Genomic DNA, 13,715 nt, shown 5'->3' on the forward strand with positions numbered 1-13,715 from the left:
AATATTTTTATTTAAACAGTACCTTGATACAACCCGTGTTTAAAGAAGCTGTACCACTCCTCTAGCGACTCTCCTTGATATACTTCCAACAGATCTAAAATATGCTTGGTAAATTCGACCGCGGCTGTGCCATTGGCTGTTATTACATCTCGATCACGGACAGATTGAGCCTCTATGTAAAGCTGCTCGCCCTTATAATCCGGAGCTGCTTCTTGAAGAGAGACCAGCGAGTTGCTTGTATGCTTGTGCTGATCCAGATAGCCATATCGACCTAAGAAGGTGGTCGCGTCACAGATAGCAGCTACTGGAATAGCTTGGCTGAAGCAGAAGTCCACGAGTACACATGCTTGCTGGTTATGCTTCTCACGCCAGCCTGTGCCGCCTGGGATAATCAGCATCGCTGTATCTTCGTTAGGCACGTATGTTGGCAGACTGTAGTCTGGCAGCACCCTAAGTCCGCCCATAGACGTTTTAGGTTCTGCATCTACCGCAATCGTCTTAACACAATAGCCAGTAGAGGGCTTGTTTATTTCGGCTGTAGCGTAGCTAGCCTCCCAATCGGAGAAGCCATCCGTAATAAAAAGCAGCACTTCGCGAATATTCGTCCCCATTTGTGTACCTCCCTGATATAAGAACCTGATAGAACCTAATAAACTATGTCTAGTATAAGCTACCTTTGCTGACAGCTATAGTCAGTCAAATGACGACCGTCATTATTTTTATTGTAAACAACATGAATGGAATGAAAGATTTCATCGAAACGGACGGAGTACAACTGCTGATGATCCGGTTATTACGGATGCTCTACATTATTTGCGCAGCTAACTCCTGAGAAGCATATGCCGGAAGGATGTACGATTCGTCAGGTCGTTTCGCCAACCGATGTGATTCAATTTGGTGAAGTACTGTCGGCACTCTTTGGTGATACGCAGGAAGCAGAACAGTTACGTGCATACTATGGGAAAGCTGCTGCGCGTCATTAGAGTACTGCTCAGAATTTAAAATGTACGTAGGCGAGTACAACGGCGAGGCTGTCTCCATTGGTTCGCTTCTATCGACAGAAAATAGCGTGGGTATATACGATATTGCTACCAGACAGGAATACAGGGGCAAAGGATTAGGATCTGCCATGTTTCACTATCTCCTGGAGGAGGCCAAGCGAATGAGTGATGGAATTTGCGTGCTTCAAGCTTCACCGGAGGGGCTTGGCATTTACAAACGAGCAGGTTGTAAAGAGGTATCCGAAGTCATTGTCTATGGAAATAGGCATCTGATTAATTAACAGTTATACTTTCGAGACCGATCCTTTTGGACCCCACCTTGAGCGATCCTGAACAGTTAGCGAGTCAAGGCATTTGGATATCAGGGAGAACGTTCCGTGATAAGAAAAATATAGAAGAATAATATTTGATGTCGTAATTTTATAGATAATATGTCGCCATTTTGAACTATTATCGCACAGTGAATATGATATATTGTAGGCAAGTGTCATTATTCTATAGTAATAAGGAGAGATTGATATGTCACTTCGTATCGGTAAAATTAGTTATTGGCATGTACATGCCTGGGATTATACAAAACAATCGGAGGCACATCCCGATACCCTAATAACAGCAGTGTGGGATGAGGATCAAGAACGTGGGCGCAAGGCGGCAGAACAGCTTGGCGTTCCATTCTATGATTCGTTAGCAGACTTGCTAGCAAGTGATATCGATGCTGTTATCGTTGATGCGCCAACTAGAATGCATCGTGATGTGATCATTCAAGCAGCCAGAGCAGGCAAGCACATTTTTACTGAGAAGGTGTTAGCGCCTACATTACAAGAAGCGTTGGAGATCGTGAAGGCGGTGGAGGAGAATGGCGTGAAGCTGACAGTATCCTTGCCGCGTCTCAACGATGGTTATACGCTGACGATTCAGCGCGTCTTGAATCAAGGGCTGCTCGGCAAGGTAACACAAGTTCGTGTGCGATTATCTCATAATGGGGCGCTTGCAGGTTGGTTGCCGGAGCATTTTTACAGCTTGGAGGATTGCTTCGGCGGCGCGCTGATCGACCTCGGCTGCCATCCGATGTACCTTACACGTCTGTTTCTCGGAGAGGAACCTACAGACGTAACAGCGCAATACGGCTACGTGACCGGTAAAGCCGTGGAGGACAACGCCGTATCCGTACTGTCTACTTGGTCTGGTGCAGTCGGTATCGTCGAAGCTGGGTTCGTAAATGCGTTTTCCCCGTTTACGATTGAAGTTCATGGAACAGAAGGATCTTTATTGTACGGCACCCCAGAAGAAAAGCTGCTGCTCCGCACGACTCAGCATGGTGATGGTCAAGCTTGGGAGGAACTTCCGCTGCTGCCGAACCGTGAGAGTGCGTTTGAGCAATGGGTAAGCCATATTCAACATAATACAACGGCTGATGAAAATATAGGAATCGCTCTCGAACTGACCAAGCTGATGGAAGCTTCCAATCGTTCCACCACAGAACGTCGTTTGATTCGATTAGATGAACTTGCACGTGAGTAGAGGATGAAAGGAGGCTAACCGCTTGCATCCATTTCCATTTGATGTCATGCGTGAACGGAGAGAGGCGCTGGAACGGCTTGACCTGCACATTCGTTGGGGACATTACGAGATAAGAGTACTGCGTTTTCATTTGACGACATTTGGTCCAGGCAAGACGGTTGGCTTCCATCAGCATTCAGAGTTTGAATTTCATTTTATCCCGCGTGGACGGGGCAAGGTCGCGATGGGCGGACGGGAGTTCGATTTGAGTGCAGGGATGTTCTACCTGACGGGGCCTGGTGTCATGCACTATCAGGAGGCGCATCTTGAAGAAGCGATGGATGAGCTGTGTCTGCACATCGATATTGTGGACAGGACAACAGGAATGAAGCCCGAAGATAGTCTAGCTGTTGATCGCTGGGAAGCTGCGGACTCCAGATTATGTATGGAGAGGCTGCACAAGCTGCCGCTTGTGCCAACTATGGACACTTACGGAGCGATGTCATGCTTCCTGGAGGCGTATCAAGCTTGCATCGCCAACACAGTCGGCTCCTATACGACGATCAAGCAGAGCGTCCTGCAAATTGTGCTGCGAGCCGTCCGCGCTTATGAGATGGGGGACGAACCGGTATCGCTGCCCTCGCGTGACTTGCAAGCCATTCGTTATCGGTTGGCACTGCAGTATATTCGCGCCAATTATGCGGGTGTTGTAACGTTGGAAGACTTGGCAGACAAGCTAAACATTAGTTCACGTCAGCTTCAGCGTATTCTGAAAACTTATCATGACAATGGTTCATTTTCGAGCATTGTGGAGGATGTTCGGTTGGAAGCTGTGTGCCGACAGCTCAAGGACACAGCGCATTCAGTCGAGAAGATCGCTGTCAGCGAAGGATTTGCGAATGGGAATTACTTACATGCTGTATTCCGCAAACGCTTTGGCATGACACCTTCTGAATACCGCAAGCGGGAGTGGCTGCATAATGGGGAGGACACAACACATGAGTAAAACGTTACGGATCGGTATTATCGGAAGTGGTGGTATAGCAGGCGCTCATGCACGCAGCTACCAATCACTTGAGGGCGTCGAGATTGTGGCGGTTGCAGATATAGCTCCAGGACGGGCGCAGCAGTTTATCCAACAATGGGGGCTAGAGCAAGCTCAAGCCTATGACGACCACCGTCAATTGCTGGAGCTGGATCTGGATGGCGTAAGCATCTGCACGCCTAATGCTTCACATTATGCGACGACAATAGACAGCTTGCAAGCGGGAGCACACGTCATGCTGGAAAAGCCAATGTCCGTGACGCTGGATGAAGCCGCAGAGATGGTGCAGACTGCCAAGCAGACGGGACGAATGCTGAACGTAGGATTTCAGCCGCGGTATGATCCGAACATGGCTACGATCCGTCAGTTGGTTCAGTCCGGCCAGCTTGGTAAAGTATATTACGTTGAGACTGGCGGCGGTCGCCGCAGAGGTATGCCGGGCGGCACATTTGTAAGAAAGTCGCTTGCTGGAGCGGGGGCGATTGCGGATATTGGCTGCTATTCGCTTGATATGGCGTTGAGCGCGCTCGGCAATCCGAAGCCGATTACCGTGTCGGCATACTCGTCTAATCACTTTGGTACAAATCCGAAGTATCATCCGCAGGCAGATGCATTTGAAGTAGAAGACTTCGGCTCGGCACTAATTCGATTCGAGAACGATCTGACTTTACACTTTAAAATATCGTGGGCGATGCATATGGATTCACTGGGAGCCACGATGTTTCTTGGCACGGATGCGGGACTAAAGGTGACGCCAGCAGGTACGGGACCATGGGGCGGCGTATTTGACGGGAGCGTAGGCTCGATCACGATGTATCATGACATTCAAGGTCACCATACGGAAAGTCCGATTCCGATTATTACGCACAATAAGGACTTGTTCCTGGAGAAGGTACGCGATTTCGTTGAGGCGGTGCAGGAAGGCAGGCAAGCGCCAATTCCGGGACAGGAAATCTTGTACAATCAAGCGATTATTGATGGTTTCCTCCGTTCAGCTGCATTAAAGCGGGAAGTTGAAATTACAGTGCCCGCCATATTGTGATCGATATCTCCAAAGAGTGAAAGGGCAGTTATCGTTGCAATCAATCTTAACGGGGCAACCAATCTTAACAGGGACGGCTCAATCATATCGAAAATGAAGGAATGCAGAAGGACATGGAGATTTCTTCTTTGGGTCTAGAACAGCTTAAATAAAAGAAGGTGGAGCGCCTAATATGACAGCTCCACCTTCTTTAGCTATAACACAAATAGTCTGATTATACTTTGTATCTTTCAATCAATTGGCTCAGCTCTTGCGACATCTGATGGAGCTCTTCGGCCGCTTCAGTTAACGAGCCCATGCCAGTTTTCTGCTCGCGTGCTGCGGCAGCAATCTGTTTTGCATGTCCAGTCGATAATTTCGCAATTTTAGCGATATCCTCAACTGAAGCAGCCACTTCCTCTGAACCGGCAGACATCTCTTCCGAGACAGCGGAAGCTTCTTGAATCTCATTGGTAATGCTGCCGATCTGGCGCAGGATCTGCACAAATGCTTCACCAGATTCCTTCACCTTGTCGGCTCCTGAATGCACGTTGTAGCTAACAGCAGCCATCGCTTCGATCGCCTGTTCAGTCTCCATGCGCACATGCTCAATGACACGTGCTATTTCGTTGGCTGAATCAGCAGACTGCTCCGCCAGCTTGCGCACTTCGCCTGCCACAACAGCAAAGCCTTTGCCATGTTCGCCTGCTCTTGCTGCTTCAATGCTTGCATTCAACGCTAGCAAATTAGTTTGCGCGGCAATATTTTTAATAATTACAGCAAATTGTTGAACTTCCTGTGAGCGCTCACCCAATTGATTCACGATGGAAGCGGACTGGTGCACAGAGCTTTCAATGTCTGTCATCTGTGTTACCGCCTGCTGGACGAGCTGGTTGCCCTGCTCTGCTTGCGATGTGGTATCAATGGATGATTCCGCGATCATCGAAGTTGTCTCGGCAATCCGTTGGATACCAATCGCCATTTCTTCCATTGCTCGTGAGCTTTCTTCTGTAGCACGAAGCTGGTTCTCAGCTCCTGTTGAAGCATCTTCTGAGCGAGAAGAGATGGAATTAACCGTCTTAGACGTGTCGTCGACATGGGCATTTAATTGCTCGGACGAAGCGCTTAACTTCGTTGCTGCACTCTTAATTTCTAAAATGACGGTATGAATGGAAGATTGCATCATATGCAGAGAACGACCCAACACACCGATTTCATCTTTCTGTTTTAACAATCGTTCCGACACTTCCTCTGTAAAGTCGCCTTCGCTAATACGTTTTAAGCTGCTGACAACGACGTTAAGCGGCTTCGTAATCCGAAGCGACAGCATAACACTAACTGCTACCGCTAACACAGCGAATATGGTACTAGTTAGGAAAATGATAAAGCCGATCTTGTCAGCACCTTCATCCAGTTCCTCCTGCTCTACAACGGCGATATATTTCCAGCCTGTTGTCTTGGAAGTGAACAGATTGGCAACATATTCGGTCTTATCCAACTGCACGTTAAACTTCCCGGCATCCATATTTTTGACGTCTGCAAACTCCTTGGCCTCCAGGTCTGCGACATTTTTGGAGATGTTGCCTTTATGTTTAGGGTCCGCTAGAATGGTACCGTCTTTAAATAAAAGCATGACGTAACCTGTCGTTCCGATCTTAATATCGCTTAATTCATTAGTTAATTCTTCAAGGCTGGTGTCAACACCGGCCACTCCAAGCGGGGCTCCTTGTTTATCCTTCACGACAGCCACTGTGCTGATTGCAAAAGTATCGGTTCCCGACAACACGTAAGGATCAGTCGTCAGGACCTCTTTAGGATGCTCAAGTGCTTGTTTGTACCATGGACGAAGACGCGGGTCATAATTAGCCACCATTTCCTTGTCCGGTAAAACTACGAAACCGCCATCCTGTGTACCCAAAAAGGCGGAAGAGGTCTTCGGATGTGCTTGTATGTATCGTTGGAAGTCTGTTGCGATAGCGGCTTCTATATGGCCAGCCGTTAACGAATGGCTTTTGGTTTTGTTTGCATTGTTAACGTAAGAGGTAACGCTGCCCTTGGCTTGGCTCATGACGGGATCATTAGCCAAAAGAAGTACATTTTCTTTTAGGGTTTTAAAATAAAGGGCGATGCGGCTATCAACCTGATTTAGCTCGCGATTCGTCGATTCGACAAAGTTGTCCGACAGTTGGGATTGCGTCGTGACATACACGATAGTGCCGATCGTAGAGATGGGGATCAAAATGGTAAGAAGAAAAGCTGCGATTAATTTGGTTCTTATGCTGTGCAGCATGGTGTATTCCCCCTGACGAATGGTAAAATATCATCAATATATGATGAAATATAATTCATCATACGACATTATTTGTTTTATTTCGACACATTTTTTATAAACCTTAATCATATTGATGTTGACGATAATAAAGGGATAGGCGGTTACCAGTCCAGGACTACAGCTGTCCGGGTCCAAAGGACAATTGTCCCGAATAAAGACCGAAATCTCAATAATTCATTCTTACTTTTAGATGTGCAGCGGACGAGGGTCCTGTACGGCTATGATGCCAGAACTATATACTTGAGGTGAGTCCAAAATGGGGATGCAGCAAATGATTAAATACATGGAGCAAAGCGACCATATTTATGCGATGTTGAAGCAGTGCCCTTATGAAATATTGCGAGAATGGAAGCTTACTACGCATGCCGCGGGCACTGTATTATTTTCACAGGGGGACGTACAGGACAGCTTCTATATCCTTGTAGATGGGATAGCTGATATCAGCGTGGTTGGGGAAAATGGCAAGAAATACGTTCAATCTACTTATACTGCCGGAAATATGCTTGGGGAATTAGAAATTGTTGATCGGCTTCCTTTTATCAGTAATGTGGAAGCGGTTACTGATGTTGCATTGATGGGACTGAAGCGAGATCATTTTCTGAAGTGGCTGCAGTTGGACCGTAATTTTAATGAGTACTTTATTCGCAGCATCTTAAAACTGCAATATGACATTTTAAAGAAGGAGGGAGACAATAATCTGTATCCGCTGCATCAACGGGTGTGCAGTTATCTGCTCAGCTGCGTACCGCAAGGTCAGAAGAACACGGACGGGACGATCATCATTCAGATCGATAAGCAGCAGCTTAGCAGACAGTTTGCGGTGACTCCTCGAAGTATCAACCGTATTTTATCGAAATTAAAGGAACATCATATCATTAACTTACACAAGCATGAGATTATCATTCGAAATATGGATCAATTGCGGTTAGAGGAACAGATCAGCCGATCTTAAATCAAACGAAGAAATGATGATTTCCATACACGCTCGTAGTTCATAGTTAGATAGTTAAAATCGTTTGGCGTAATATGAAAGCCTTGTCATTTGATAGTAAGCGTGTCAAGGGCAAGGAATTGTAAACAGGCAGCAGGTTAAACTCATGGAGGAGGTAAAGCACATGGTAAAACATCCTTTGTTCGTAATAATCGCATGCGCTATCAGTATTGGGGCGGGCATCTATTTAAATTCCTCGTATATCGAGATTTTTGCTTCTGTGGTAGGCGTGGTGAATGTGTGGTTACTGGCAAGACAGAAAGTTATTAATTTCTTGTTTGGTGCCATTGCGGTCGTGAGCTTTATGTACATTTACTTTGACAATGGCTTATATGCGATGGTTATTCTGGCGGCCTTGCAGCTTATCTTTAACCTATATGGCTGGTATTACTGGGTAAAGAACAAAGGGGAAGAAGACGTTGCACCAACAATTCGTTTGTCTGCACAAGGTTATGTCATTTGGACGACTATTATCTTGCTCTCATGGGGACTCTGGTCGTACATTCAAGTGAAATTTACGGATGCAAGTAATCCGTATCTGGATGCATTAATCGCTGTTATTGGTCTTGTTGCACAGTACTTGCTCAGTAAGAAGATTTTGGAGAACTGGCACTTGTGGATTCTGATGAATGCCATTTCTATTGTGGTGTATTTCTCAACTGGTCTGTACGTCATGATTTTACTTGCTGTTATTAATCTGTTCTTGTGCATCGATGGGCTGCTGGAATGGAGACAAAATTACGAAGTCAACCGTAACCGCAAAGGGGCAACGGGAACAGGATTTTAAGGTCGATCAGCGACTCGCTGCTCTATTGAGGGATCAGGGATCAGCTCAGAGTGACAGAATGGGGTTAATGAGGAGGAATATAGGATGAGCTTTCATATTGAAGCAAGCATTGGTGATATTGCCGAGACGATATTATTGCCTGGGGACCCGATGCGTGCGAAGTATATTGCTGAGAACTATTTGGAGGATGCGGTATGCTACAATCGTATTCGTGGCATTCTAGGGTATACAGGTACGTATAAAGGCAAGCGTATATCGGTTCAGGGTACAGGGATGGGCATGCCGTCGATGTCCATTTACGCGACAGAATTGGCACATGACTACGGTGTCCGCAACCTGATTCGTATCGGATCAAGCGGATCTTATCATCCGGATATCAAGCATATGGATCTGGTACTGGGCACAGGGGCATGCACTAGCTCTGCGATGTTTAAGCATGAGTTTGAGAATTTTAACTATGCGCCTACAGCACATTTTGACTTGTTAAGAGCGGCATATGACACCGGAAGTAAGATGAGCCTGCCGGTACGAGCTGGGCTTGTCATGACGGAGGATCATTTCTATGACGGCAATGCACATATGTATGAGAAACTGGCGGCCTATCAGGTGCTGGCAAGCGACAACGAGACGGCTGCGCTGTATATGGTTGCTGCCAAGTATAATGCTCGTGCGTTGTCGATTCTGACGGTGACTGATCACATGCTGACCAATCAGACCGTCACGTCTCAAGAACGTGAGACCGCGCTTCATGATATGATTCGTCTTGGTTTGGAGACCGCTTTTACGTTATAACTGCAAGCGTTCATCAATAAATAAAGCCATGATTCTAGGCAATTCTTTCGTCGGCGGACGGAAGAATTGCTTTTCTTTGTTAATAAATCTTACTAATTTCTTAACATCTTATCATTCTCTTAAGTCCAGAAACCTTTTCCATTAAGAGACGTCATATCCTATATTCACCGTCCATAGTAATGGACTTAGACGAGAAGGAGTGGACGTAATCATATGAATAATTATGTGTCTAATGGATTCAAAGGGGTATTGGCCTGCTCATTGGTTGCACTGCAGCTGGCGACTTTCGGTACTGCGGCGTACGCGGAAGAAGGAGATGCTGCAAGTATACCTTCTATATCAAGCGAAAACGGTGATCCAAGCCTCTCAACAGCCTGGGAGGATCAGCTCGTGAAGAGCAGCCAGAGTGTTAATGATAGCAGCGCGGTGAAGAGAGAGGGCAGCCGTCATGTACTTACGATGACTGACAAAAGCAGTCAAATGGTACATAATGGAGAGAAGGTACAGGCTGCACAAGTCATCACAATTCGCAATGGAGTCGCTTATGCCCCGTTGAAGAGCTTGGCAACTCGCTATGAGTATACTGTTACTTATGATGCGGCAACTAAACAATCGGCTGCAAGCAGCGGCAGCCAGACCATTCGATTCAAGCCGGACTCCAAAAGCATAGTTGTAAACGGGAAACCTGTTACGGCTGCAGGAACCATCTATACCTACAAGGGCAGCATGATGGTTCCGCTGAAGAGCTGGGCCCAATTGACTAATAGCTCGCTTAAGGTATCAGGCAAAAGTTATACGCTTGAATGGGCAAAGAGTGAGGTGGTCAAGTTTAAGGAGCCTGTAGCGGAATTCCAAACGGACAAGGAAGAGTATCGCATGGGGGAGCATATTCGATACGAGGATACAAGCTACGATGAAGAGAGTAAGATTGTGAAGCGAACGTGGAAAGGGAAGCAGCCCGCTTATTTTGAACCAGGCATACATGAAATTACACTGGAAGTACAGAATCAGCATGGGCTGAAGCATACTGTAACCAAGTCAGTACGCATTACTGATAACCAACTGTATACACAGGCCGATTACGCGATGCTCTATTCTCCGCAAGGCGGTAAAATTTCCGTCGCCGGTGGTGATGTGTTGAACTATACGCCAGTTCCTTATCATGTTGTGACCAGTCCCATGACATTTGTTCGCAGTAATAGTCCAGAGCACCTGTTGGGGGATGAGGGTATTGCATATCGAGATGTCCTGTCAGGGAAGTTCCGGATTAATATCCATAACCAGAATCGTTCACAGCAGGACTTAACGGTGTATTTGTTGGCGACAAACCGTAATCAGACAGATGCCAACTTGACTTTGGACGCCTTTGGCATGGGTGGTCCAACACAGTATGTCTCGACTAGCGGCAAGGTAGCGGTATCTCGTTACTTAGGGTCTCACGCGAAAGGCGAGCAGGTTAACGCGATGAAGGTACCCGCAGGAAAAACGGTTGTGGTCCTGCCGGACATCAGCAAGGCACCAATTAAGCCCGGCCTGACGATGACCTCCTATTCGGAAATTAGCACCGATGCCGAGCTGGAATTCTCGGTTGTCATTTTAGACCCTGCCAAGGAGCCTATAAAAGCGTTGCCGCAGCTAAGCTTGATGGACCGTGACGGCAAGCACGTCCGCGGGACATTCAGTGAAGGGAACCGCACGCTTGAAGTTCAAGGACTGCACGGCGAGAAGGCGGAACGGCTGGTGATCGGTGATAACGCCAGCGATATTTTTGTAGATGGCGTGGATCGTGTTACAGGGCTGGATGAGATTAATATTGGCAACACAGGCGTGCTGTATAACATGGAGGTGGAGGTGGCCCCTCGTACTGTCGTAGCGTTAAATGCCCGTGGCGGCCACTATGCAGGAGCATTCCTTGTGAATGGGCAGGTCGTTAACATGACCGATGACAGCATTCTGCTGAATCCTGACGAGGCTGGTGTACTATACCGTACTGGCAACCAGTCAGAGAAGGTGAAGTTTAGTTTTGTGCTAGCTTCCGGCAGCAACCTGCCACTTCACATGCTGTTCCTGCCTATGCCGGAAATGAAGGAGTAACCTGAAGAACAGTCGAATAGAGATGTGATCAAGACGCTTCTTTCCAAGGGGCGTCTTGATGGTGTGTTAGCAGCATCTGAATGGACTGATTAGTTTATAAATGAATGAACATGCCGAAAAAGGGGATAAACAGATGGCTAGGGAAACCATTTTATTGGTCGATGATGAAAAAGAGATTATAGAGCTGATTCAAATCTATTTGAAAAATGAGGGTTATAACTTGCTGCAAGCATCTAACGGGGAAGAGGCGCTGGCCCTGTTGCAAAACAACCGTGTTGACTTGATTATATTGGATGTCATGATGCCTAAAATGGACGGTATCCAAGCCTGTATGAAGATTAGAGAGGAGAACAATACCCCGATTATTATGCTGTCAGCAAAGAGTCAGGATATTGACAAGATTACGGGGTTAAGCATCGGGGCGGATGATTATGTAACTAAACCGTTTAATCCGCTCGTCTTGCTCGCGAGAGTGAAGTCTCATTTGCGCAGATACAAGCAGTTTAATCAGGCAGCGCGGAATAGAGACGATAACGAAATTCAGATTGATGATCTGATCATTAACGTAGCTACTCACTCCGTTACCGTGGATGACGTGCCTGTGAAGCTGACGCCGCGTGAATTCGCTATTCTGAAGATGCTGGCTATGAATCGTGGGATCGTGTTGAGTATGGAGAAGATCTATCAGGAAGTATGGAACGAGCCCTTTATGGAGTCGAAAAATACGGTGATGGTTCATATTCGCAAAATTCGTGAGAAAATCGAAAAGGACAGTCAAAATCCACAGTACATTAAGACCGTATGGGGAATTGGCTATAAAATGGAATCATCGTAGGAGGGCGAGAGCATGTCAACTAACAAGCTGCTGCATACAGTACGTTGGAGGTTCCTATTAGTCTTGATCGCGAGTGCTGCTGTTACTGGATTGTTTATTCTGCTCGGTAATTTGCTTGCCACTTACTTACTACCGATCAAACCTTATAATATCCCGTTAATTTTAACAATTAACAACATTGGCTCGAAGCCTACGGCAATTGTGTTGGGGATCATCATTTTTATTTTTAGTTATTATCAGTTCAGCCGCAGTGTAATTGGCTACTTGGAGGAGATCCGCACGGCGGCGCAACATATTGCCAAGGGACAATATGATACGACTTTGCCGATCAAGGGTTCAGACGAGCTGGGTGGAATTGCATTTGAGATTAATCAGGTAGCGTCTGAGTTAAATTCTTATTTGCAAGAGATTACATATGGATTAGGGGAAATTGCAAAGGGCCAGTTCCAGCATACGATCCCGGTAAAGCCGGAGCATGAATTGGGGCGGGTTGCGGAGAGCATCAACGAGATGAGCGCGCAATTGAGTCAGTCCATTCAAGAGGAGCGAAATGCTGAAAAGACAAAGAATGACCTGATTACAGGGGTATCACATGACCTCCGTACACCGCTTACATCCATTCTCGGATTCTTGGAGTTGATCGATAAAGATCGTTATCAAGATGAGATAGAGCTGCGTTATTACGTGAACATAGCCTATGAGAAGGCAAACAGCCTTAAGAAGCTTATCGATGACCTGTTTGAATATACGAGGATCAATAACGGCTTACCGCTTGAACTGAAGGAGCTGCACATCGTCAGTTTCATCCGTCAGTTGGCAGAAGAATTTGTACCGAGCTTAGAGAATGCGGGGATGACCTGTCGTATCCATACGGAGCATGAGACACTTAAAGTGTTGGCTGATGGTGATCGGCTTGTTCGTGCGTATGAGAATCTGGTGTCTAACGCGATACAATACGGCCGCAAAGGCCAGTATGTGGATATTGAGATTGGTGTCTCGCGGGAGGGAGCTGTTGTAAGCATAACGAATTATGGCGATCCGATCTCAGAACGGGATCTGCCGTTCATATTCGACCGGTTCTATCGTGTGGAGCAGTCCCGTTCTAAGGCCACTGGCGGCACGGGGCTTGGACTTGCAATCACGAAGAGCATCATTGAAGTGCATGGTGGACGCATTTCTGTAATGAGCGACCGCCGCCAAACTACATTTGAGACCAGACTGCCGCTTGTATCCGAAAGTTCTAAACCTTTATTAATAAATTGATAAGTAATCGATAAGATCTGCGACACGAAATCATTAAGAACCCTCCTTTATACT

The 13,715-nt window shown here is 46.6% G+C and carries 13 protein-coding genes; 11 read left to right on the plus strand and 2 right to left on the minus strand.

What is annotated here, in order from left to right:
* Positions 1-11 precede the first annotated feature (11 nt).
* Entirely contained in the window at positions 12-599 is a 588-nt protein-coding gene (locus MH117_RS19655) for a type 1 glutamine amidotransferase family protein (RefSeq protein ID WP_239331912.1), read from the minus strand.
* A gap of 240 nt (positions 600-839) precedes the next feature.
* On the opposite strand from MH117_RS19655, the gene MH117_RS19660 reads away from it, so the two are divergent.
* The 5 genes from MH117_RS19660 to MH117_RS19680 all read left to right on the plus strand — a co-directional run bounded on the left by MH117_RS19660 (position 840) and on the right by MH117_RS19680 (position 4,588).
* Positions 840-983 carry a hypothetical protein gene (locus tag MH117_RS19660; protein WP_239331571.1) on the plus strand — a complete coding sequence of 48 codons (144 nt, stop codon included), beginning with the start codon at positions 840-842 and terminating at the stop codon, positions 981-983.
* 20 nt (positions 984-1,003) lie between these two features.
* Positions 1,004-1,282 carry a GNAT family N-acetyltransferase gene (locus tag MH117_RS19665; RefSeq protein WP_239331573.1) on the plus strand — a complete coding sequence of 93 codons (279 nt, stop codon included), beginning with the start codon at positions 1,004-1,006 and terminating at the stop codon, positions 1,280-1,282.
* Between the two features lie 238 nt (positions 1,283-1,520).
* Positions 1,521-2,522, plus strand: coding sequence for a Gfo/Idh/MocA family protein (locus MH117_RS19670; protein ID WP_239331575.1), 1,002 nt, complete (start codon positions 1,521-1,523; stop codon positions 2,520-2,522).
* 22 nt (positions 2,523-2,544) lie between these two features.
* Positions 2,545-3,507 carry an AraC family transcriptional regulator gene (locus MH117_RS19675; protein ID WP_239331577.1) on the plus strand — a complete coding sequence of 321 codons (963 nt, stop codon included), beginning with the start codon at positions 2,545-2,547 and terminating at the stop codon, positions 3,505-3,507.
* Entirely contained in the window at positions 3,500-4,588 is a 1,089-nt protein-coding gene (locus MH117_RS19680) for a Gfo/Idh/MocA family protein (protein WP_239331579.1), read from the plus strand. Before MH117_RS19675 ends, MH117_RS19680 begins: the two co-directional genes overlap by 8 nt.
* A 214-nt stretch (positions 4,589-4,802) precedes the next feature.
* On the opposite strand, the gene MH117_RS19685 is transcribed toward MH117_RS19680, so the two are convergent.
* Positions 4,803-6,857 (minus strand): methyl-accepting chemotaxis protein, encoded by a 2,055-nt coding sequence (locus MH117_RS19685; protein WP_239331581.1) that lies wholly within the window; start codon positions 6,855-6,857, stop codon positions 4,803-4,805.
* A gap of 298 nt (positions 6,858-7,155) precedes the next feature.
* Here MH117_RS19685 and MH117_RS19690 point away from each other — a divergent pair, with 298 nt between their 5' ends.
* The 6 genes from MH117_RS19690 to MH117_RS19715 all read left to right on the plus strand — a co-directional run bounded on the left by MH117_RS19690 (position 7,156) and on the right by MH117_RS19715 (position 13,661).
* Positions 7,156-7,851, plus strand: coding sequence for a Crp/Fnr family transcriptional regulator (locus MH117_RS19690; RefSeq protein ID WP_239331583.1), 696 nt, complete (start codon positions 7,156-7,158; stop codon positions 7,849-7,851).
* Between the two features lie 163 nt (positions 7,852-8,014).
* Positions 8,015-8,677 (plus strand): nicotinamide riboside transporter PnuC, encoded by a 663-nt coding sequence (gene pnuC / locus MH117_RS19695; RefSeq protein ID WP_239331585.1) that lies wholly within the window; start codon positions 8,015-8,017, stop codon positions 8,675-8,677.
* Between the two features lie 84 nt (positions 8,678-8,761).
* Positions 8,762-9,469: a purine-nucleoside phosphorylase gene (gene deoD, locus MH117_RS19700; protein ID WP_239331587.1), complete on the plus strand. Its 708-nt coding sequence runs from the start codon at positions 8,762-8,764 to the stop codon at positions 9,467-9,469.
* Between the two features lie 213 nt (positions 9,470-9,682).
* Positions 9,683-11,563 carry a copper amine oxidase N-terminal domain-containing protein gene (locus MH117_RS19705; RefSeq protein ID WP_239331589.1) on the plus strand — a complete coding sequence of 627 codons (1,881 nt, stop codon included), beginning with the start codon at positions 9,683-9,685 and terminating at the stop codon, positions 11,561-11,563.
* Positions 11,564-11,696: 133 nt separating this feature from the next.
* Complete coding sequence (locus MH117_RS19710; RefSeq protein ID WP_239331914.1) at positions 11,697-12,398, plus strand: response regulator transcription factor; 702 nt, start codon at positions 11,697-11,699, stop codon at positions 12,396-12,398.
* Between the two features lie 12 nt (positions 12,399-12,410).
* A complete protein-coding gene (locus MH117_RS19715) occupies positions 12,411-13,661 on the plus strand; it encodes a sensor histidine kinase (RefSeq protein WP_239331591.1) in 1,251 nt (416 codons plus the stop codon).
* The last annotated feature ends 54 nt before the right edge of the window (positions 13,662-13,715 follow it).

It is taken from the genome of Paenibacillus sp. ACRRX, assembly GCF_022346885.1.
Taxonomy (GTDB): domain Bacteria; phylum Bacillota; class Bacilli; order Paenibacillales; family Paenibacillaceae; genus Paenibacillus_B.